The organism is Streptomyces sp. SID11385 (genome assembly GCF_010548245.1).
GTDB lineage: Bacteria > Actinomycetota > Actinomycetes > Streptomycetales > Streptomycetaceae > Streptomyces.
In genome coordinates, this window is sequence record NZ_JAAGLR010000591.1 from 1 (window position 1) to 19,825 (window position 19,825).

General features: G+C 71.1%; 17 protein-coding genes, 2 pseudogenes and 1 riboswitch. Of the genes and pseudogenes, 3 read left to right on the forward strand and 16 right to left on the reverse strand.

Annotation, left to right across the window (positions count from 1 at the left end; translation table 11 throughout):
- Both G3I42_RS17675 and G3I42_RS17680 read left to right on the forward strand, forming a co-directional pair.
- Positions 1-484, forward strand: a pseudogene (locus G3I42_RS17675) (hypothetical protein); the annotation flags it as partial.
- A gap of 168 nt (positions 485-652) precedes the next feature.
- Positions 653-1,069 carry a VOC family protein gene (locus G3I42_RS17680; RefSeq protein WP_164287101.1) on the forward strand — a complete coding sequence of 139 codons (417 nt, stop codon included), beginning with the start codon at positions 653-655 and terminating at the stop codon, positions 1,067-1,069.
- A gap of 198 nt (positions 1,070-1,267) precedes the next feature.
- On the opposite strand, the gene G3I42_RS17685 is transcribed toward G3I42_RS17680, so the two are convergent.
- The 9 genes from G3I42_RS17685 to rpsB form a co-directional block, all read right to left on the reverse strand.
- Positions 1,268-2,419, reverse strand: a complete 1,152-nt coding sequence (locus G3I42_RS17685; protein ID WP_239096524.1) for an ABC transporter ATP-binding protein — start codon at positions 2,417-2,419, stop codon at positions 1,268-1,270.
- Positions 2,416-4,176, reverse strand: a complete 1,761-nt coding sequence (locus G3I42_RS17690) for an iron ABC transporter permease (RefSeq protein ID WP_343244576.1) — start codon at positions 4,174-4,176, stop codon at positions 2,416-2,418. Before G3I42_RS17690 ends, G3I42_RS17685 begins: the two co-directional genes overlap by 4 nt.
- Before the next feature lie 143 nt (positions 4,177-4,319).
- The gene (locus tag G3I42_RS17695; RefSeq protein WP_164287105.1) at positions 4,320-5,408 is read right to left on the reverse strand and encodes a thiamine ABC transporter substrate-binding protein; all 1,089 of its coding nucleotides are present in this window, start codon (positions 5,406-5,408) and stop codon (positions 4,320-4,322) included.
- Between the two features lie 75 nt (positions 5,409-5,483).
- Positions 5,484-5,609: riboswitch (TPP riboswitch) on the reverse strand.
- 253 nt (positions 5,610-5,862) lie between these two features.
- On the reverse strand, positions 5,863-6,972 hold the full coding sequence (gene rlmN, locus G3I42_RS17700) for a 23S rRNA (adenine(2503)-C(2))-methyltransferase RlmN (RefSeq protein WP_010262008.1): 1,110 nt from the start codon (positions 6,970-6,972) through the stop codon (positions 5,863-5,865).
- Between the two features lie 261 nt (positions 6,973-7,233).
- Positions 7,234-8,379, reverse strand: a complete 1,146-nt coding sequence (locus G3I42_RS17705; protein ID WP_203606942.1) for a phosphatidate cytidylyltransferase — start codon at positions 8,377-8,379, stop codon at positions 7,234-7,236.
- Positions 8,379-8,936 carry a ribosome recycling factor gene (frr, locus tag G3I42_RS17710; RefSeq protein WP_008745390.1) on the reverse strand — a complete coding sequence of 186 codons (558 nt, stop codon included), beginning with the start codon at positions 8,934-8,936 and terminating at the stop codon, positions 8,379-8,381. The genes G3I42_RS17705 and frr overlap by 1 nt, the downstream gene beginning before the upstream one ends.
- 185 nt (positions 8,937-9,121) lie before the next feature.
- A complete protein-coding gene (pyrH, locus tag G3I42_RS17715; RefSeq protein WP_164287109.1) occupies positions 9,122-9,895 on the reverse strand; it encodes a UMP kinase in 774 nt (257 codons plus the stop codon).
- Between the two features lie 188 nt (positions 9,896-10,083).
- Entirely contained in the window at positions 10,084-10,923 is an 840-nt protein-coding gene (tsf, locus tag G3I42_RS17720) for a translation elongation factor Ts (RefSeq protein WP_164287111.1), read from the reverse strand.
- Positions 10,924-11,082: 159 nt separating this feature from the next.
- On the reverse strand, positions 11,083-11,997 hold the full coding sequence (rpsB, locus tag G3I42_RS17725) for a 30S ribosomal protein S2 (protein ID WP_164287113.1): 915 nt from the start codon (positions 11,995-11,997) through the stop codon (positions 11,083-11,085).
- Positions 11,998-12,865: 868 nt separating this feature from the next.
- Here rpsB and G3I42_RS37665 point away from each other — a divergent pair.
- A pseudogene (locus G3I42_RS37665) lies at positions 12,866-13,306 on the forward strand (M23 family metallopeptidase); the annotation flags it as partial.
- A gap of 220 nt (positions 13,307-13,526) precedes the next feature.
- On the opposite strand, the gene G3I42_RS17735 reads toward G3I42_RS37665, so the two are convergent.
- The 7 genes from G3I42_RS17735 to G3I42_RS17765 all read right to left on the reverse strand — a co-directional run bounded on the left by G3I42_RS17735 (position 13,527) and on the right by G3I42_RS17765 (position 19,689).
- A complete protein-coding gene (locus G3I42_RS17735; RefSeq protein WP_164287115.1) occupies positions 13,527-14,087 on the reverse strand; it encodes a TetR/AcrR family transcriptional regulator in 561 nt (186 codons plus the stop codon).
- Between the two features lie 188 nt (positions 14,088-14,275).
- Positions 14,276-15,115, reverse strand: coding sequence for an RNA polymerase sigma factor WhiG (whiG, locus tag G3I42_RS17740; protein WP_164287117.1), 840 nt, complete (start codon positions 15,113-15,115; stop codon positions 14,276-14,278).
- Positions 15,116-15,400: 285 nt separating this feature from the next.
- The gene (gene dprA, locus G3I42_RS17745) at positions 15,401-16,591 is read right to left on the reverse strand and encodes a DNA-processing protein DprA (protein WP_164287119.1); all 1,191 of its coding nucleotides are present in this window, start codon (positions 16,589-16,591) and stop codon (positions 15,401-15,403) included.
- Positions 16,588-18,204 carry a YifB family Mg chelatase-like AAA ATPase gene (locus tag G3I42_RS17750; RefSeq protein WP_164287121.1) on the reverse strand — a complete coding sequence of 539 codons (1,617 nt, stop codon included), beginning with the start codon at positions 18,202-18,204 and terminating at the stop codon, positions 16,588-16,590. The genes dprA and G3I42_RS17750 overlap by 4 nt, the downstream gene beginning before the upstream one ends.
- Positions 18,205-18,570, reverse strand: a complete 366-nt coding sequence (locus tag G3I42_RS17755; RefSeq protein ID WP_164287123.1) for a YraN family protein — start codon at positions 18,568-18,570, stop codon at positions 18,205-18,207.
- Positions 18,571-18,823: 253 nt separating this feature from the next.
- Complete coding sequence (locus tag G3I42_RS17760) at positions 18,824-19,132, reverse strand: DUF2469 domain-containing protein (protein WP_007821609.1); 309 nt, start codon at positions 19,130-19,132, stop codon at positions 18,824-18,826.
- A gap of 53 nt (positions 19,133-19,185) precedes the next feature.
- Complete coding sequence (locus tag G3I42_RS17765; RefSeq protein WP_164287139.1) at positions 19,186-19,689, reverse strand: NUDIX hydrolase; 504 nt, start codon at positions 19,687-19,689, stop codon at positions 19,186-19,188.
- Positions 19,690-19,825 lie beyond the last annotated feature (136 nt).

Consider the following 19,825-nt stretch of genomic DNA (forward strand, 5'->3'; position numbering starts at 1 on the left):
CGTGCCGGGCGGCGTCGTGGCCGGGTGGGCGCTGATCGCCGCGGGGCTCGCCGTCGCCGGCCCCGGGCTCACGTGGCTGTGCGGCAGGCTGCTGCAATCGGGCCGCCCCGGCGCCGTACGCCTCCTCGCGGGGCGCGGCCTCCAGGAGGAGGCACACCGCGTCGGCCGTCCCCTCGGCGTCGCGGTCGCGGTGGGCGCGGCGCTCGCCGCGGCGTACGGCGGCGACGCGACGTACAAGGCGACGGGACCGCTCACGGCCCTCGGCATCGGCCTCGTGGTCGCCTGCGCCGCGATCGGGCTGCTATTGGCCGCCGTCGAGTCCCGGCAGGCCCGTACGGACATCACCGCGGCGCTCGCGCGGTCGGGGACGTCCGCCGCGACACTCCGGACCGCCGTGGCAGTTCGTGCGGGCGCCGTGCTCATCGCGCTCCTCCCGCTGACGTGGGCCGTCGCGTTGCTCGCGACGTTGCCGGCCGGCCACTGACGCGTACGCAGTCCGCATCGAACACATCAGCGGCACACCGATGAGTTCCTTCGCGCGCCACGGTCATCACCGGCATACGGAAGTACGGATACGTCGCGGCGCCCGCCGCGGCATGGCCGTGGCGTCCCCACGCGACGTCGCCTCCCTTTCCCTGATCAGGAGAACCTGATGAGCTACCAGCAGATGATCTTCGTCAACCTCGTAGTCAACGATCTCGCCGTTTCGAAGAAGTTCTTCACCGACCTCGGCTTCCGCCTCAACGAACAGTTCAGCGACGAGCAGACCGCGAGCGTAGTCATCAGCGACACGATCATCGCGATGCTGCACACGCGGGAGCGCTTCGCGCAGTACACGCCGCCCGGCAAGACGCCCGCGGACGCCACCGCGACGACCGAGGTGCTGCTGACGCTCAGTGCGCGTAGCCGCGAGGAGGCCGACATGCTCGCCGATCGCGCACTCGCCTCGGGCGGCAGCCCGGCGCGCGAGGCCGAGGACCACGGCTTCATGTACGGACGCTCCTTCACCGACCCCGACGGCCACGTCTGGGAGGTCGTGTGGATGGACCCCGCGCAGGTCCAGGAGTGAGTCACGCGACGTCGCGTCGCGCAGGGTGATCCACGCGACGTCGCGTCAGGCGACGGGGCGGACGGTCGCGACGTCGCATCAGCCGGGCGGCACGGCGTGCGCGACGTCGCGCGCGCCGTGGCCCCGTACGTCACGCGCCGCGTCGGGCCACCACACGGCGCGCGACACGGGCACGCGACGTCGCGTGCCACGTCGCGCTCAGTCCAGCACCACGACGTCCTGGGCGTCGAAGACGACGCCTACTCGGTCCCCCCGTTCCGGTGCCTTGTGCCACGGGCACGTCGCCTCGATCTCCGGCGCGTCGTGCGGGCGCAGCCGCACCGAGACATGAGTGCCGTGGAAAGTCCGTGCCGCGACCTCGCACGGAAGGCCGTCCGCCTCGGCGACGAGGCGGACGCCTCCGGGCCGTACGAGCACGGTGCGCTCCCCCGCCGCGACCGCGACGCCCTCCGCCAATGGCAACGGCCCCCACGGCGTCTCCGCGGCACGTTCCGTGATGCGTGCCGGTACCAGGTTGCCGAAGCCGAGGAAACGCGCGACGAAGGCATCGGCGGGGTGCCCCCAGACGTCGAGCGGCGTCCCGGACTGCGCGATCGCCCCCTCACGCATGATGACGACGCGGTCGGCGAGGGCGAACGCCTCGCCCTGATCGTGCGTCACGGCGAGGACGGTGGTGCCCAGCACGGTGAACAACTCGCGCAGCTCCAGTACGAGCCGTTCGCGCAGCGTCCTGTCGAGTTGCCCGAAGGGCTCGTCGAGCATGAGCAAGCTCGGTCTGGGCGCGAGTGCGCGCGCCAGGGCGACGCGCTGCTGCTCGCCGCCCGAGAGCGAACCGACGCCGCGGCGCCCCGCGTCGGCCAGTCCGACCAGCGAGAGCAACTCGGCGACGCGCGCCTCACGTGCACCGGCCGGCATGCGTCGCATGCGCAGACCGAACGCGACGTTGCCCGCGACGTCGCGCTGCGGGAAGAGCTGATGGTCCTGGAACATGAGCCCTACGCCGCGCCGGTGCACCGGTACGTCGCTCTGATCCTCGCCCCCGAGCCGCACACTCCCCGCGTCGAGCGGCTGGAGACCCGCGACGACGCGCAGCAGCGTCGACTTCCCGCTCCCGCTGGGGCCCAGGACACAGACGACCTCGTGCGCGCGCACCGACAGGTCCACGGCATCGAGCGCCGGCCGCCCGTTCCCGAAACGCACCGTGGCGCCGTCGACGCGCAACGCGGCCCCGCTCCGCGTCTCCCTTCGCCGCGCGCGCACGACGCGCGACGTCGCGGCCTGCGCCGTGCCCACGTCGCCCGCCGGGACTTCGGCACCGTCCTCGCGACGTGCACGACTGAAGCGCGTCATCGGTGCGACCTCTCCTTCGTACGGAGCCCCTCGGCGGGGGCAGTGAGCGCGGCGTCCGGCCGCCGTGTCGAGACCTGGTGCCGATCGGTGGCGCCGGCGGCGTCGGGCCGTCCACCGGCGAACGAGTGCGTGCCGTCATCACGCAGGTCGCGTGGGCGCAGCCGTTCCAGGACGAGCAGGGAGACGACGCACACCAGCATGAGGACGGTGGAGAGCGCCATGGCCTGGCCGTAGTTCAGGTCGCCGGGGCGCCCCAGCAGACGGGCGACGGCGACGGGCAACGTCGGGTTGTCGGGACGGGCCAGGAAGACGGTGGCCCCGAACTCGCCCAATGACACGGCGAAGGCGAAGCCGACGGCCACGAGCACCGCGCGGCGCACCAGCGGCAGATCGACCTCCCACCACACCCGCCAGGGCGACGCCCCGAGCATCGACGCGGCGTCGCGCAGCCGTGGGTCGACGGCGCGCAGCACGGGAAGCATCGTCCGTACGACGAACGGCGCCCCCACGAGCGCCTGCGCGAGCGGGACGAGAATCCAGGACGCGCGCAGATCGAGCGGGGGCTCGTCGAGTGCGATGAGGAATCCGAAGCCCACGGTGACCGCCGAGACTCCGAGCGGCAGCATCAGCAGGGCGTCGAAGCCGCGCAGCAACCGCGACATGCCACCCGGCCGGTCCCGCTCACGGCTGAGCGCGACAGCGGCGAGACCGCCGACGAGGAGGGCGATCAGCGTCGCCACGGTCGCGTAGCGCAAAGAATTGCCAACGGCCGCGAGGGGAGCGACGAGAAAGGTGCCCCCGTCGGCGGAGCCGAGAGCCCTGAAGTAGGTCAGCCCGAAGCCGTCCGGGGCGTCAAAGGCGCGCAGGACGAGCACGGCGAGCGGCAGTACGAGGAGTACCACGATGACGGCCAGGACGCCGCTCAGGAGCGTCCACTGCGCCACGCCGCGTGGCCGCCGCGCCGTGCGCGACGGGTCCACGAGCCGCAACGTGCTCTCGCCCCTGCGTACCACCCACGCGTGGAGAGCCAGCACCGCGACGACGGCACCCAACTGGACGAGCGTCAGCACCGCTGCCGTGGAGAGGTCGAGCAGTTGCGCCGTCTGCCGGTAGATCTCCACCTCCAACGTCGCGTACGCCGGGCCCCCGAGGATCTGCACGATCCCGAACGATGTGAAGGTGAACAGGAACACCATCAACCCCGCCGATGCCACGGCAGGAGCGAGCGCCGGCAGCGTGACCTCCCGCCAAGCCCGCCAGCGCGAAGCGCCCAGGGTGCGCGTGGCGTCCTCCTGTCGCGGGTCCAACTGTGCCCACAGGCCGCCCACCGTGCGCACCACGACGGAGTAGTTGAAGAAGACGTGGGCCGCGAGGATCGCCCAGACCGTGGTGTCGAGCCGCACACCCCACAACTCGTCCAGCAGGCCGCCCCGTCCGAGCACGGCGAGGAAGGCACTGCCGACCACGACGGTGGGCAGAACGAACGGCACGGTGACGACGGCGCGCAGCACGCCTTTCCCGGGGAAGGCGAAGCGCGCGAAGACGTACGCCCCGGGCAGGGCGAGGAAGAGAGTGAGCGCTGTGGACGCCAGCGCCTGCCACGTCGTGAACAAGAGCACGTCGCGTATGTCGCCTCGCCCCAGGACATCGGCGACGGCGCCGAGCTGCCACCCCGCCGAGGTGCGCAGCCCTCGTCCCACGATCGCCGCGACGGGGTAGCCGAAGAACAGCGCGAAGAAGAGGGTGGGCCCCGCGATGAGGAGCAGCACGGTGACGCGACGTCGCGTCACGGGACGCGCGGCAGCGGGGCGAGGTCGCGTGGGACGTCGCGACGTGTCCGCGCGACGTACGCCGCGTACGGCCCCCTCACGCGGCGCCTCTCGCGACGTCCCGCGCGACTTCACTTGACGACCAGTGAGGTCCAGGCGTTGATCCAGTCCTCACGGTGCTCGGCGATCTTCTGCGGCGCGACCGTCCGCGCCCCGTCGGCGGCCGCCCCGTACCGCGTGAACAGATCCGGCAGCGGCGTCCCCTTGACGACCGGATTGACGAACATCTGGAGCGGCATGTCCCGCTGGAACGTGTCGCTCAGGAGGAAGTCGAGGAGCGCCTTGCCGCCCTCCGGGTTGGGCGCTCCGTCGAGAAGGCCCGCGAACTCCGTCTGCCGGAAGCACGTCCCGGTGGCGACGCCCGTGGGCGCGTCCTTGGGCCGCGGGTCCGCGTAGAGGACCTCGACGGGCGGGCTGGAGGCGTACGAGACGACGAGCGGCCGGTCGCCGCCGGCCTTGCGGCCACCCGCGGAGCCCGAGAACTCCTCGTTGTACGCCTGTTCCCAGCTGTCGACGACCTTGACGCCGTTGTCACGGAGCTTCTGCCAATACGTCTTCCAGCCCTGCTCCCCGTACTGCGCGACGCTGCCGAGCAGGAACCCGAGACCCGGAGAAGACGTCGCGGTGTTCTCCGTGACGAGCAGGTTCTTGTAGGCGGGATCGGCGAGGTCGTCGAAGGTCTGCGGCGGATCGAGCTTCTCGTCCTTGAAGTACTCCTTGTCATAGTTGACGCATATGTCGCCCGTGTCGATGGGCGTGACCCGGTGCTGCTTGCCGTCGAGCTGGACTTCGGCGGGAACGGCGGAGAGCCCCTTGGCCTCGTAAGGCTGGAAGACGCCTTGGCCCAGGGCGCGGGACAGCAGCGTGTTGTCGACGCCGAAGAAGACGTCGCCCTGCGGGTGCCCCTTGGTGAGGACGGCCTGGTTCACCGCCTGGCCCGCGTCGCCGCTCTTGAGGACCTTGAGGCGGTACCCGGTCTGCTGCTCGAACTTCTTCAGCACGCCCTTGGAGACGGCGAAGGAGTCGTGGCTCACGAGGGTGACGGTCTTGCCGCTCGACGAGCCGGCATCGGACTCCGAGTCGTCGCCACAGGCGCCGAGGCTCGTGGCAGCCAGACCCGCGGCGATGACGGCGGCGACGGTCCTGCGTCGGGTGGTCATGTATTCCTCCTGGGGTGGCCAGGAGAAGACGCGGCCCTGCCCGCGGCCGGCGCGGCCGCGGGCAGGGCACAACAGCATGAGTGGTGACCGAACTCCCTACCCGGAATGACCCGGGCGAGGTTCAGAGGGTCTGCGACCTGTACACCAATTGCCGGTGTGATGTCGCACTCTCAGCGCTGCGGCGCTCCCCTGTCGGAATGTGTACGTCGTACGGAGTATGAAGATGTCGCGCTCCCGGACACGCCGCGAGCGATGATGCTCGCCCACCCTATCGCTACGTCGCGCGAGGCCCCGCGCCGTGCACGCGGCGTCCCCTGCGCGCGACGCGTCCCTTCACGGTCCACGCCGCGCACGCCGCGTCCTGCCCGCGCCACGCCCTCCACCGCCTCGCCGCCGCGCAGCACCTCGCCACACGCCGCGCCGTGCCGCCGCACCACGCGCCATCCGAGCCCGCTCAGCGCTCCGCCGCCGCCAGTTGCCCGCACGCGCCGTCGATCTCCTGCCCCCGCGTGTCCCGCACCGTCACCGGCACACCGTGCGCCGCGATCGCGTCCACGAAGGCGCGCTCGTCCTCCGGTCGCGACGCGGTCCACTTCGACCCGGGCGTCGGGTTCAGCGGGATGAGGTTGACGTGCACACGCTTGTTTTTCAGGAGTCGGCCCAGAAGGTCTCCGCGCCACGCCTGGTCGTTGATGTCGCGGATGAGCGCGTACTCGATCGACACCCGCCGCCCCGATTTCTCCGCGTACTCCCACGCGGCGTCCAGGACCTCACGGACCTTCCACCGCGTGTTGACCGGCACCAGCGTGTCCCGCAGCTCGTCGTCCGGGGCGTGCAGCGAGACCGCGAGCCTGCACTTGAACCCCTCGTCCGCGAACCGGTGGATCGCCGGCACCAGGCCCACCGTGGACACGGTGATGCCACGCTGCGAGAGCCCGAGCCCGTCGGGCTCCGGATCAGTGAGCCTGCGGATAGCGCCCACGACGCGGTTGTAGTTGGCGAGCGGCTCCCCCATCCCCATGAAGACGATGTTGGAGAGCCTCGCCGGCCCGCCGGGGATCTCCCCGTCGCGCAGCGCGCGCATCCCCTCGACGATCTGGTGCACGATCTCGGCCGTCGAGAGGTTGCGGTCGAGCCCGGCCTGCCCCGTCGCGCAGAACGGGCAGTTCATCCCGCACCCTGCCTGGGAGGAGATGCACATGGTGACGCGGTCGGGGTAGCGCATGAGCACCGACTCGACGAGCGTGCCGTCGAAGAGGCGCCACAGCGTCTTGCGCGTCGTGTCGTCGTCGCACGAGATGTGTCGCACCACCGACATCAGCTCGGGCAGCAGTGCCTCCTGGAGCCGCCCCCGCGCCGCGGCGGGGATGTCGGTCCACTGCGCCGGGTCCTGCGCGTAGCGCGCGAAGTAGTGCTGCGAGAGCTGCTTGGCGCGGAAGGGCTTCTCGCCGATGGCGGCGACGGCCTCCTTGCGCTCGGCCGGGCTGAGGTCGGCGAGGTGACGAGGGGGCTTCTTGGCACCGCGCGGCGCGACGAAGGTGAGTTCTCCCGGTGCGGGCGGCATGGGCCAGTACTCCTCAGATACGGTGCGGCGCCGCACGCCCCTGGGGACGCGACGACGCGCCGGGTGGGCGCCTCGGGGGCGGCGTACGGTGCGCGCGACGTCGCCCCGTTGGGCGCGACGCGGCGTGAGCCCGTACACGAAAGGGTCCGCCGTACGTCACGGCGGACCCTTTCAGCGTAACGCGCGCCCGGACTTCCCCCGAGCCGAAGGACGGACGCCGCCCGAGCCCGGCCCGGCCCTCGCCCGAGAGCCGCCCGGACCTCAGCCCGAGCCGACGAACAGGACGAGCAGCAGCCACACGACGGGCGCCGTGGGCAGCAGCGAGTCGAGCCGGTCCATGATGCCGCCGTGGCCGGGGAGCAGCGTCCCCATGTCCTTGATCCCCAAGTCCCGCTTGATCATGGACTCACCCAGGTCGCCCAGAGTGGCGCTGGCGGCGACCGCCAGACCGAGGAGCAGCCCCTGCCACCACTGCCCGTCATCGATCATGAACTGCATCAGCAGCGCGCCGGCGACCATGGCGAAGCTCACGGCGCCCAGGAGACCCTCACGCGTCTTGCCCGGGCTGATGCGGGGAGCGAGCTTGTGCGTGCCGAAGCGCCAGCCCACCGCGTACGCGCCGGTGTCGCTGACGACCGTGAGCACGAGGAAGAGCAGCACGCGTCGCGGTCCGTCGTCCGCGGTGAGCAGCAACGCGACGAACGTCGCGAGGAACGGCACGTAGAACGTCGCGAAGACGCCCGCCGTGACGTCCCGCAGGTAGCCCTCGGGCGGCTGGAACATCCGCCACACGAGCACGACGAGCGCCGTGAGCGCCATCGCCACCCACGCGCCCTCGGCGCCCCGCACGTAGCCCGCGACGACCATCGCGACGCCGCCCGCGGCGAGCGGGATCAGCGGCGCCTTGATCTGCTTGCGCTCGGCGAGACGGGAGGTCAGCTCCCACAGGCCGACGACGACGGCGAGCGCTATGACGCCGACGAAGACGGCCTTGACGATGAACAACGACGCGACGACAACGACGCCGAGACCGAGACCGACCCCTATGGCCGCCCCCAGGTTCCGGCCGGCGCTCTTCTTCGGCCGGCCGGGGCTCGGTGCCGAGGACGGCTGCACAGGCGTCGAGGACGACTGCGCGGCCGGGGACACGGGCGGCGCGGGCGCGGGCCGGCCGGTCTCCCGCGGCACCTCGTCGCGGAACAGGGGACCACTCAGCCGAGCGGCCTCCCGGTCGTCGTCCTGGTCGCCGCCGTTCGCGGGTACGTCGGGCACGATGGGCATGGGCCGAGTCTCTTGGACGTCATGCGCTTCGTACACGGGACCCGCCGAGGCAGCCCCCTGTCCGGAGGTGGGCCACGGCTCGCCGTATCCGGTGCGGGGCGGCGCGTCCCAGGAGGAGTCGTTCATCAGACCTCAAGCAGCTCGGATTCCTTGTGCTTGAGCAGCTCGTCCACCTGCGCGACGTACTTCGCGGTGGTGTCGTCGAGCTCCTTCTCCGCGCGGCGTACCTCGTCCTCGCCGGTCTCCTTGTCCTTGACCAGCTTGTCGAGGGCGTCCTTGGCCTTGCGACGCACGGCGCGAATCGAGACGCGCGCGTCCTCGCCCTTGGTCCGCGCGACCTTGATGAACTCCTTGCGGCGTTCCTCGGTCAGCTCGGGGAAGACCACCCGGATGATGTGCCCGTCGTTGCTCGGGTTGACGCCGAGGTCCGAGTCGCGGATGGCCTGCTCGATGTTGCGCAGCGCGCTCTTGTCGAACGGGGTCACGACGGCCATGCGGGGCTCGGGCACCGAGAACGAGGCGAGCTGGTTGATCGGCGTCAGCGCCCCGTAGTAGTCCGCGACGATCTTGTTGAACATCGCCGGGTGCGCGCGACCGGTACGAATGGCGGCCAAGTCCTCCTTGGCGACCACCACGGCCTTCTCCATCTTCTCCTCTGCTTCGAGGAGGATCTCTTCGATCACCACTTGCTCCTGCGTGTCTTGAGTTGGCCTGATGAGGTTCGTCCCGCCGCGGGGGCGAGAGGCGCACAGGTCCGGCTGCGTCGCTTCCGTACTGCACGGTGTCCGAGCGACGGGGCTTTGTCCATCCCGTCACTCGGCGACGGCGCTCCGTGCCCGCCCGCGAGGGCTGCCGGAGCACGCGACGGTCAGGCCCGAGTGCCCTGGTCGCTCACGAGCGTGCCGATCTTCTCACCCTTGACCGCCCGGGCGATATTGCCCGCCGTCAGCAGCTCGAAGACAAGGATCGGGAGCTTGTTGTCGCGGCAGAGGGTGATGGCGGTCATGTCGGCGACCTTGAGGTCGCGCGTGATGACCTCGCCGTAGCCGAGCGCGTCGAACTTGACGGCGTCGGCATTGGTCTTCGGGTCCGAGTCGTAGACGCCGTCCACGCCGTTCTTGCCCATGAGGAGGGCTTCGGCGTGGATCTCCAGGGCGCGCTGCGCGGCGGTGGTGTCGGTGGAGAAGTACGGCATCCCCATGCCGGCGCCGAAGATGACGACGCGTCCCTTCTCCAGGTGTCGCACGGCGCGCAGCGGGATGTAGGGCTCGGCCACCTGTCCCATCGTGATCGCCGTCTGGACGCGGGAGTCGATGCCTTCCTTCTCCAGGAAGTCCTGGAGCGCGAGGCAGTTCATGACCGTGCCGAGCATGCCCATGTAGTCGGAGCGCGCGCGGTCCATGCCGCGCTGCTGGAGCTCGGCGCCGCGGAAGAAGTTGCCCCCGCCGATGACGACGGCGATCTGGGCGCCGTCGCGTACGACGGCGGCGATCTCGCGCGCAATGGTGTGCACCACGTCGGGGTCGACCCCGAGCCCGCCACCGCCGGCGAACGCCTCACCGGACAGCTTCAGCAAGAAGCGGCCGGCGCCCTTGCCGTGCACGCTGGAATCGGTGGATTTATCGGCTTCGGCCATCGTCATGGGGTTCTCCTCGTGATGCACATAGCAAGAAGGCCATTGCCGGCGGGCGTCGTGGGCACCCCGTGCACGGCAATGGCCTCCTCGTCAGATCAGCGCCTCGTCCCGCGCCCTGTGGGGTACGGGACGAGAAGCTCCGCGTCCCGTCCGGCGCATGCCGGGCGGGACACCGAGCCGGTCGTGGTGCGGACTCAGATGCCGACCTTGATGCGCACGAAGCGCTTCAGGGTGACACCGGCCTCGTCCAGGACCTTCTTGACGGACTTCTTGTTGTCCTTGGCGAACGGCTGGTCGAGGAGGGTGACCTCCTTGAAGAAGCCGTTGACGCGACCCTCGACGATCTTGGGGAGCGCGGCCTCGGGCTTGCCCTCGTTGCGCGAGGTCTCCTCGGCGACGCGACGCTCGGACTCGACGACCTCGGCCGGGACGTCCTCGCGCGAGAGGTACTTCGGGCTGAACGCGGCGATGTGCTGCGCGACGTCCTTGGCGACCTCGGCGTTCTCCTTGTCGAGCTCGACGAGGACACCGATCTGCGGCGGCAGGTCGGGCATCGTGCGGTGCATGTACGCCGCGACGTAGCCGCCGGAGAACTGCGCGAAGCGGTCGAGGACGATCTTCTCGCCGAGGTTGGCGTTGGCCTCGTCCACGTACGCCTGGACGGTCTTGCCGGCCTCGATCTCGGAGGCGAGCAGCGCCTCAAGATCGGCGGGGGACGACTTCGCGATGTGCTCGGCGAGCGTGTGGGCGACGGCCTGGAACTTCTCGCCCTTGGCGACGAAGTCGGTCTCGCACTTCAGCTCGACGAGGACGCCCGAGGTGTGGTCGTCGGCGAGGAGGGAGACGACGGCGCCGTTCTCGGCGGAGCGGCCCTCGCGCTTGGCGACGCCCTTCTGGCCCTTGACGCGGAGGAGCTCGACGGCCTTGTCGACGTCGCCCTCGGCCTCGTCCAGCGCCTTCTTGCAGTCCATCATGCCGGCGCCGGTCAGCTCGCGGAGCTTCTTGACGTCGGCAGCGGTGTAGTTCGCAGCCATGATCCTGTGAGTCTTTCTCGAAGTCTGGAGGGCGCGGTCCGTACGGCGCGGCCCTGCCGCCGCCACCGGAGGTGGGCGGCGTGGGCACCCTCGGACCGCGGGATTCTACGGGTGGACGGCGGGGGCCGCGTGGCCCCCGCCGTCACCAACCCCGGAAGGTCAGGCCTGCTCGGCCGGCGCCTCGGCGGTCTCGGCCTGGGCCTCGGCGGCCGGAACCTCGACGGTCTCGGCGTCGGCGACCTTCTCGGTCTCGGCGGAGGTCTGGACCTCGGCCTCGGCGGCGGCCTCGTCCTTCTTGTCGCCGTCGAGCAGGTCGCGCTCCCACTCGGCCAGCGGCTCACCGGCGGCCTTCTCGCCCGGCTTGGAGTCGCCGGTGGCGGCGCCGGAGCGGGCGATGAGGCCCTCGGCGACGGCGTCGGCGATCACGCGGGTGAGCAGGGTGACGGAGCGGATCGCGTCGTCGTTGCCCGGGATCTTGTAGTCGACCTCGTCGGGGTCGCAGTTGGTGTCGAGGATCGCGACGACCGGGATGTTGAGCTTGCGCGCCTCACCGACGGCGATGTGCTCCTTCTTGGTGTCCACGATCCAGACGGCGCTGGGCACCTTCTGCATCTCGCGGATACCGCCGAGGGTCTTCTCCAGCTTGGCCTTCTCGCGGGAGAGAACGAGCAGCTCCTTCTTGGTGAGGCCGGAGGCGGCCACGTCCTCGAAGTCGATCTGCTCCAGTTCCTTCAGGCGCTGGAGGCGCTTGTAGACGGTGGAGAAGTTGGTGAGCATGCCGCCCAGCCAGCGCTGGTTCACGTAGGGCATGCCGACGCGGGTGGCCTGCTCCGCGATGGCCTCCTGCGCCTGCTTCTTCGTGCCGACGAACATGACCGTGCCGCCGTGGGCGACGGTCTCCTTGACGAACTCGTAGGCGCGGTCGATGTACGACAGCGACTGGAGCAGGTCGATGATGTAGATGCCGTTGCGCTCCGTGAAGATGAAGCGCTTCATCTTCGGGTTCCAACGACGGGTCTGGTGACCGAAGTGGACGCCGCTTTCCAGCAGCTCCCGCATCGTGACGACGGCCATGGCCGTATCTCCTTGTTTTTCCCGGTTGCGCCGGCCGGTCGGCCGACGCTCCTGACGCCCCGGTCGCGCTGCGCCACGAGGGACCGAGAAGCGCGGACATCGGAGAACCCACCGCCGTACGGGACGAATCCCACCGATGTCGGGGCGTGCGAAGTCGATCCGGGACCCCGGATCGCCACGAGAAGTGTACGGGACCGCCACGCTTCCGAGTGACGGCGATATCCGTAACGGGCCAGTTATCCACAGATCGCCAGAAAGTGGCGCCGACCGTGTTGCGCATGCGTCACGCTTTACTTATGGAGAGCGACTCTCCGTGATCGCGCCCAGCCCTGTCCGGGCTGGGCGACGGCCTGACCTGCACAAAGAAAGACGGTGGTCACTGATGGCAACCACTCCTGATACCTCACTTCGCGCACGCTCCCTCCTGCGCCTGGGTACGGCGGTTCTCGCGGCCGCCTCGGCGACTCTTGCCGCCTCGCTGGCGGCCTGGGCAGCCACGTGGGCCGCGCAAGAAGGCCCGGAGGGCACGGCGCACGGCTGCACGGCGAGCCGAGCCCCGGCGACGGCGCCGCCTGCGACACAGTCCCCGCCCGGCCCGCGCGCTGCCGGGTGCCCGCAGCACCGCCCTCGCAAGAAGGCACCCGCTTCGGGTACGGCTTCCACTCGTACGGCCACCACGCGCACGACGAGCACTCGCGCCACTAGTGCGATCAACCGCCGTCTGACCAACACCCATAAGACAAGCAGCACATCGGTACGGAAATCCACAGCCTCACGCGGCGACGGCGGTACGAGCGCAAGCGGCCTCGAAAGGAAGTCGCCTCACTCCCCCGCAGCCCCCGCGGCCACCACTCCGGACCGCGCCGCGCGCTCCTGGCCCGTCTCCGCACCGCCCCCGGTGCTGCGCGGCTGGGAGCCCCCGGCCACCCCGTACGGTCCGGGCCACCGCGGTGTCGATCTGGGAGCGAGTGAGGGCACGGTCGTACGGGCAGCGGCGGCCGGCCGGGTCGTCTTCGCCGGTCCCGTGGGGGGCCGCGGCGTGGTGAGCGTCGAACTTCCCGGTACCGGCAACCCGCCGCTGCGGACGACGTACGAGCCCGTCGCGGCGTCCGTCCGCAAGGGCGACCTCGTCGAGGCGGGGCAGCCGCTCGGCGTACTGAGCGGAGCCGGCGCGTACCACTGCGGGACCCCTTGCCTGCACTGGGGACTGCGTCGCGGGAAGACGTACCTCAACCCGCTGAGCCTGCTGCCGCCCGAGTTGCTCGGCCTCGGCCCGTCGCGGCTGTTCCCGCCCACCGGCCCCCTCCCGCAGCCGCAGGCACCGGGGCCGAAAGCCTCGGCGGACCCCGCCTCGCATCCGCTGCTGTCGCCGCCCGTTCAGCACGGCGCCGCGCGACCGGTTTCCGCACGGCAGCCGGCGTCGTCTCCCCCGGCCGGGCAGCCGGCTCCGGCCTCTGCGCCCGGCTCCCGCGCAGTCGCTCCTGGCGGCGGGGAGGACGGGGAGCATCCCGCAGGCCGGGAGCGGCGGGTCAGCCGCCGGTCACTCCGCACAGAGCGAGGGCGACGGCCGCGTCGGCGATCTTCCCCGGCTCCTCGGCGACCCCGAGCTCGATCCGGCGCACGGCGGCATCGACGACACCTTGGAGGAGCATCGCCGCGAGGCGCGGCTCCTCGTGGCCGAGCTCGCTGAGCGCGCCCACGACGAGACCGACGAGACCGCCGTGCGCGGCGCGGATCTTCTCCCGCGCACCGCGGTCGAGTTCGCTGGCGGAGATCGCGGCGACGGCGCGGTGCCTGCGGTCCCCGACCAGGTCCAGTTGGCGACGGACGTACGCCTCGATCTTCTCCGCCGCGGTGGATGCCTCCGTCATGGCGAGCTCGACCTCCGCCGCCCACACGGGGAAGTCGACGGCGCAGAGTTCCTCGACGACGGCGCCCCGGGAACGGAAGTACTCGTAGACCGAGGACCGGGCGAGGCCGGTGCGCTCGGCGAGTGCGGGGAAGGTCAGCGCGTCGGTCCCGCCCTCGGACAGCAAGGTCCGTGCGGCGTCCAGCAAGGCACTGCGCTGCATCGCTCGGTGCTCGGCCACGGAGGCCGCTCGAATCCTTGGCACCCGTCCACTTTACGGACGCCGCACCCGTCAGCCCAGGGCGCGGGGTACCGATACGTGAAAGGAGGTCAAATTCTCGCAAAGCGCATGACGGACCCGGACGCCCCCACCCTGCGCGGGCCCACCGGTCACGCCCACCGCGCCGCGCCCACCACGCGGAGCCGACCTCAGGTGTCGAAGCTCGACAGCTTCGCGCGGAGCTGGAGCACGGACTTGGTGTGGATCTGGCTGACCCGGCTCTCGGTCACACCGAGGACGTGGCCGATTTCCGCGAGCGTGAGCCCCTCGTAGTAGTAGAGCATCACCACGGTCTTCTCCCGGTCCGGCAGGGAGTTGATGGCCCGCGAGAGCAGTCGGCGCAGCTCGCGTCCCTCCGCGACCTCGACGGGGTTGTCGGCCCCCGTGTCCTCCAGGGTGTCCATGATGCTGAGCCGGCCGCCCCCCTCGCTCCCGACGCTGAGCAGTTCCTCCAGGGCCACGACGTTGGCGAGGGACAACTGGCTGAAAACCGCGTGCAGATCCTCCACGCCGACGCCCATCTCCCGCGCCACCTCCGTCTCGGTGGGGGTGCGATGGAGCTTCGCCTCCAGCGTCGCGTAGGCGCGTTCGACGTTGCGCGCCTTCTGGCGGACGGAGCGAGGAATCCAGTCGAGAGCACGCAGTTCGTCGATCATCGCGCCACGAACCCTGGTGATCGCGTAGGTCTCGAACTTGATGGAGCGCTCGATGTCGAACTTCTCGATCGCGTCGATCAGTCCGAAGACCCCGGACGAGACGAAGTCGGCCTGCTCGACATTGGGGGGCAGGCCGACGCTCACGCGGCCGGCGACGTACTTCACGAGGGGCGAGTAGTGCAGGATCAACTGCTCGCGGAGACGCGGGTCGCCGGTCGTCTTGTACATGCGCCACAGTTCGTCCACCGACTGGGGCGCGCGGCGCTGGACACTGTCGCCACCGGCGGCAGGGGGAGCCGCCGCGCTGTCGGAGTCGGAGATCTGCTGGGGCATGCGTCGCCTTGGGTCGTTCTGGGCCGAACTGGGGTGTTCGTCTGCGGGGTTTGGACGCGGGCCGGGCCCGCGGGGGCGGGATCCGCCCGGTCGCCTGCTGAGAGTGGGAGTGTCGTGAGCGTAGCGTGACTACAGTGTCGCAATGTGCGCATGTTAGGGGATTACCCGTTTGCAGATACGTTCCGCTCGCCCGGCGAGACCATGCGTGCCGTTACGCTCAGCGACGGCATCACGCGCTTCGCCCCAGGGATGGCGGGGACTTGAGGCCCCGCCATCCCGCTCGGGTCACACACGACCACCTCTTTCCCCTCCCGGGGAAGCCGTCGTCCGCGTCCGGCGTGTCAACTTCCAGGCGTCACCGTCCCGTTCGACGAACCCGAGCGCCTGAAGCTCGTACAGGCGCGCGATCACGTCGTCCTTGGCGGTGACAGTGGCCAGGGCGACGCTCTCTGCCCGCACCGCTCCGCCCGCGGGCATCACGGCGAGCACAGCCGCCGCCTCCGGGGTCAGCAGATCTCTCGGTACGAGGGGGCCGCGCTTCTCCGGAGCCAGTTCCCCCATCTCCCCGACCAGTTCCACGATCTCGGCCGCGTCCGTCACCAGGTGGGCCTGGCCGCCGCGCAGGAGTTCGTGCACTCCGGCCGAAAGCCCGCTGGTGGCAGGGCCGGGAACTCCCATGACGTGGCGTCCCAGACGTTCGGCGGCGCGTGCCGTGACCAGCGCCCCGCTGCGCAGCGCGGCCTCGACGACCACGGTCCCCCGGGTCAGCGCCGCGATGACGCGGTTGCGCGTCACGAAACGGCTGGGCGTGGGGTGTTCACCCGGCGGCAGCTCCCCGATCACGAGCCCCTGCTCGGCGATCCGGGCGAGAAGGCGCGCGTGGCCGGGGGGATAGCCGCGGTCGACGCCGCAGGCGAGCACCGCCACCGTGCCTCCGGTGACGCCCAGGGCGCCGCGGTGCGCCGCCCCGTCGATTCCGAACGCTCCCCCCGATGCGACGACCCAGCCCCGCTCCGCGAGGCCCACGGCGAGCGCCCCGGCCAGGTAGGTGCCGTAGTCCGTGCATGCGCGCGCCCCCACGACGGCGACTGCTCGCAGCGACCACATGCGCAGGTCAGCGGGTCCGCGCACCCACAGTCCGAGGGGGCGGGTGTCCTGGAGATCGTCGAGCTGGGACGGCCATTCGAGGTCACCCGGACAGACGAACCGGGCACCCACGGCTGCCGCGCGCGCCAGGTCCTGCTCCGGGTCCGCCCGCAGCGCCCGGGCGGCCAGCCCTTCCCAGCGGGCCCTCGTGAAGCCCTTCGGAGGTCCTTCGCCCGTGCGCAGCCGTGCCAGGAGCGGTGAGGCACCGCCGCTGGTCCGCAGCAGGGCGCCGGTCTTCGGCTCGCCCGGTTCGAACACCCGGCTGAGCACGACGCGCGCCAGGCGTTCGCCGTCGCCCGCCCCGGCGGGCCCCGGGATGGTCGCGCTCATGCGGGGGCTCCCGTCGTGAGGGCGGCTCCGCGGCGCACGCCGGTACGGAGTTCCAGAGCCAGCGCGAGAGCCGCAGCGTCGGGGCGGTCCTGGCCCGCGAGGTCGGCCAGGGTCCAGGCGACGCGCAGCACCCGGTCGAGCCCCCGGGCAGTCAGCAGGCCGCGTTCCAGGTCCCTCGCCACGGCGTCGAGCGCGCCGGGAGCGAGCGGCCAGCGAGTGCGCAGCTCGTGGCCGGGCACCTCGCTGTTGCAGTGCCACGGCTCGTCGCGGTACCGGGCGAGCGCGCGCTCCCGCGCCTCGCGCACCCGCACGGCCACGACGCTCGTGGACTCGTTGTCGGCACGGTCCCGGTGAAGCTCTGCCCGGCCGATCGGGTCAACCCGTACGTGCAGATCCACCCGGTCGAGGAGCGGACCGGAGATCCGGGCCTGGTAGCGCCGCACCATGGTCGGCGGGCACTCGCACGGGTCGCCCACGAGGCCGCTGCGCCCGCAGGGGCAGGGATTGGCCGCGAGGACCATGAGGAACTTCGCGGGGAGCCGCACCACCCCCGCCGAACGCGCGATCACCACGTACCCCGATTCGAGCGGCTGCCGCAGCGAGTCCAGCACCTGGCCGTGGAACTCGGGGGCCTCGTCGAGGAAAAGCACTCCTCTGTGCGCCAGGGAGACCGCGCCGGGGCGGGGCATCCCGGCGCCGCCGCCCACGAGTGACTGCATCGTGGCGGAGTGGTGCGGCGCGCAGTAGGGCGGTGACTCGACCAGGGGTCGCCCGGGCGGCAGCATGCCCGCCACGGAGTGCACCGCGGTGACCTCCAGGGACTCCGGGCGGGTCAGCGGCGGGAGAATGCCGGGCAGCCGCTCGGCGAGCATCGTCTTCCCCGCTCCCGGGGGCCCGTGCAGCAGCAGGTGGTGCCCGCCCGCCGCGGCGACCTCCAGGGCGCGGCGAGCGGTGTACTGCCCCGCGACGTCCGCCAGGTCCGGCTGCCGGTCCGTGAGACCGGGGATCACCCCGGTCCCGAAGCCCGCGCCTGGCATCGACAGGCCCGCCAGCAGCGGATCGGGGCGGCCTGGGGCGAGTGGTTCCTCCTCGGGGACCGTTTCACCGGCGAGCACGGCGACGAGCTGGCGCAGACTGCGTACGCCGAGGACGGACATCCCGGGCACGAGGGCCGCTTCGGCCGCCGAACTCTCCGGGACGACCACGTGCCGGTAGCCGGCGTCGGCCGCGGCCAGGACGCCCGGCAGGATGCCGCGTACCGGCCGTACGCGCCCGTCGAGGCCCAGCTCGCCGATCATCACGAGGTCGGCGATCGCGGCGGGATCGATCCGCTCCGTGGCGCCGAGGACGGCGCAGGCGACCGCCAGGTCGAAGCCGCTGCCGCTCTTGGGGACCGAAGCGGGGCTCAGCCCGACGGTCAGCTTCTTCTGCGGCCATTCGGCACCGGAGTTGACGACAGCGGCACGCACCCTGTCCCGGCTTTCCACGAGGCTCTTGTCGGGCAGTCCGACGAGGGCGAAGGCCGCGACGCCCGGTTCGAGGTCGGCCTGGACCTCGACCACGACGGCGTCGATGCCGAGCAGGGTCACCGAGCAGGTACGGGCGAAGCCCATTCAGCCCACCCCCCGCGCGTGCTCGATCTCCGGGGCCCCCGACCGCCGCGGGACGAGTACCCCCACGAGATCGATGCGTACTCCTCCGGGCGGTGCCCCTCCGTGCTTGCTCAGCCACAACTCGGCGAGCCGCCGCAATCGCTCCACCTTCGCGGTCCTCACCGCCGACATCGGGTGCTCGAATCCCTCGGCCTTGCGGGTCTTCACCTCGCAGATGACCAAGGTGTCGCCGTCCATGGCGACGATGTCGACCTCGCCGGCCCGACCACACCGCCAGTTGCGTGCCACGATCCGCAGCCCAGCCGTGCGGAGCGCCCGCACCGCGGCTTCCTCGCCGTACTTGCCCAGCGCCGTTCTGGTGTTCACGGACACCACCTCCTTCCTCACCGACTGTGACGGATGACGAGGGTGCGGGGGAGGGCCGAACGGGAATCTGTGGATAACTTCGAAGAAAAAGAAAAATCGCCCGCCCGTTCGGGTGAGGCGTGTCGGCGGGAACGCTGAGTTATCCCCAGGCGGGGTCGAGCCCCCGCCTTCATGGTGTATGGCGAGCGGGAATGCCGGAGGGGCCCGGCGCTCGCGCGCGGGGCCCCTCGGGTCGGTTCGTCGTCGCCGCTGTTCAGCCGCCAGGAAGATCCAGGTCGGTCTTGTTCAGCTCCTCAATGTTCACGTCCTTGAACGTGAGCACCCGCACCTGCTTCACGAAGCGTGCGGGCCGGTACATGTCCCAGACCCAGGCGTCCGCCATGGACACCTCGAAGAACACCTCGCCCTGCACCGAGTGCACCTGCATCTCGTAGTCGTTCGTCAGGTAGAAGCGCCGTTCGGTCTCGATCACGTATTTGAACAGGCCGACGACGTCGCGGTACTCCCGGTAGAGCTTCAGCTCCATCTCGGTCTCGTACTTTTCGAGGTCCTCGGCGCTCATGTCGGTTCCCCTTCAGCCGTGCGTCCCCCCATTGTGCGCCTGCCCATCCGCTCTCAGGCGATTTCAGTGGCGAGGATCTCGGGCACCGATGGCGGCCCCTCGCGCAGCAGACGTCGCAACAGCGCCGCCAGCCGAGTGGGATACACGGTCTCCGACGAGGCCTCCAGCTCGGCGCACGTCCACCACCGGGCGTCATCGACGCTGCTGCGCTCCAGGTCGGTCAGCCCCTCCGCGGCGGTGGCGGTCTGCGCCGTACGCGCGAGGTAGTACCACTCGTCCTGATCCCAGCGCCGGCCCGCGAACGGGAAGGAACAGGTGCGTTTCCACAGGAGCGGTCCGAGGGCTACGTCGGTGATCCCCGTCTCCTCCCTCAGCTCCCGCCGGGCCGCCTGCTCGCGCGTCTCGGCCCCCTCCAGGCCGCCGCCGGGGGTGAACCACCACGCGTCGGCGACGTCGCCCGGCTCGTGTCCGTGGATCAGGAGGATGCGGTCGTCGGGATCGAGCAGGACGACGCGCGCTACGCGGCGTAGCGGAGCGGCGTCGCGCGGCGGAGGAATCTGGGGCGCGTCGCGTGACGCGGCGTCGCGCGCGCCGTCGGCCGACGCGACGTCTCCGGGGCGTCGCGCTTCGTCACGCAGCGTCGCGTCGTACGTCCCGGACGTGGCATCGCTCCGCGACGTCGCCACGTGGCCC

Coding starts and splice junctions, on each gene's coding strand:
- G3I42_RS17680 (WP_164287101.1), top strand. CDS start 653: ATGAGCTACCAGCAGATGATCTTCGTCAACCTCGTAGTCAACGATCTC.
- G3I42_RS17685 (WP_239096524.1), bottom strand. CDS start 2,419: ATGACGCGCTTCAGTCGTGCACGTCGCGAGGACGGTGCCGAAGTCCCG.
- G3I42_RS17695 (WP_164287105.1), bottom strand. CDS start 5,408: ATGACCACCCGACGCAGGACCGTCGCCGCCGTCATCGCCGCGGGTCTG.
- rlmN (WP_010262008.1), bottom strand. CDS start 6,972: ATGCCGCCCGCACCGGGAGAACTCACCTTCGTCGCGCCGCGCGGTGCC.
- G3I42_RS17705 (WP_203606942.1), bottom strand. CDS start 8,379: ATGAACGACTCCTCCTGGGACGCGCCGCCCCGCACCGGATACGGCGAG.
- pyrH (WP_164287109.1), bottom strand. CDS start 9,895: ATGACGATGGCCGAAGCCGATAAATCCACCGATTCCAGCGTGCACGGC.
- tsf (WP_164287111.1), bottom strand. CDS start 10,923: ATGGCTGCGAACTACACCGCTGCCGACGTCAAGAAGCTCCGCGAGCTG.
- rpsB (WP_164287113.1), bottom strand. CDS start 11,997: ATGGCCGTCGTCACGATGCGGGAGCTGCTGGAAAGCGGCGTCCACTTC.
- whiG (WP_164287117.1), bottom strand. CDS start 15,115: ATGCCCCAGCAGATCTCCGACTCCGACAGCGCGGCGGCTCCCCCTGCC.
- dprA (WP_164287119.1), bottom strand. CDS start 16,591: ATGAGCGCGACCATCCCGGGGCCCGCCGGGGCGGGCGACGGCGAACGC.
- G3I42_RS17750 (WP_164287121.1), bottom strand. CDS start 18,204: ATGGGCTTCGCCCGTACCTGCTCGGTGACCCTGCTCGGCATCGACGCC.
- G3I42_RS17760 (WP_007821609.1), bottom strand. CDS start 19,132: ATGAGCGCCGAGGACCTCGAAAAGTACGAGACCGAGATGGAGCTGAAG.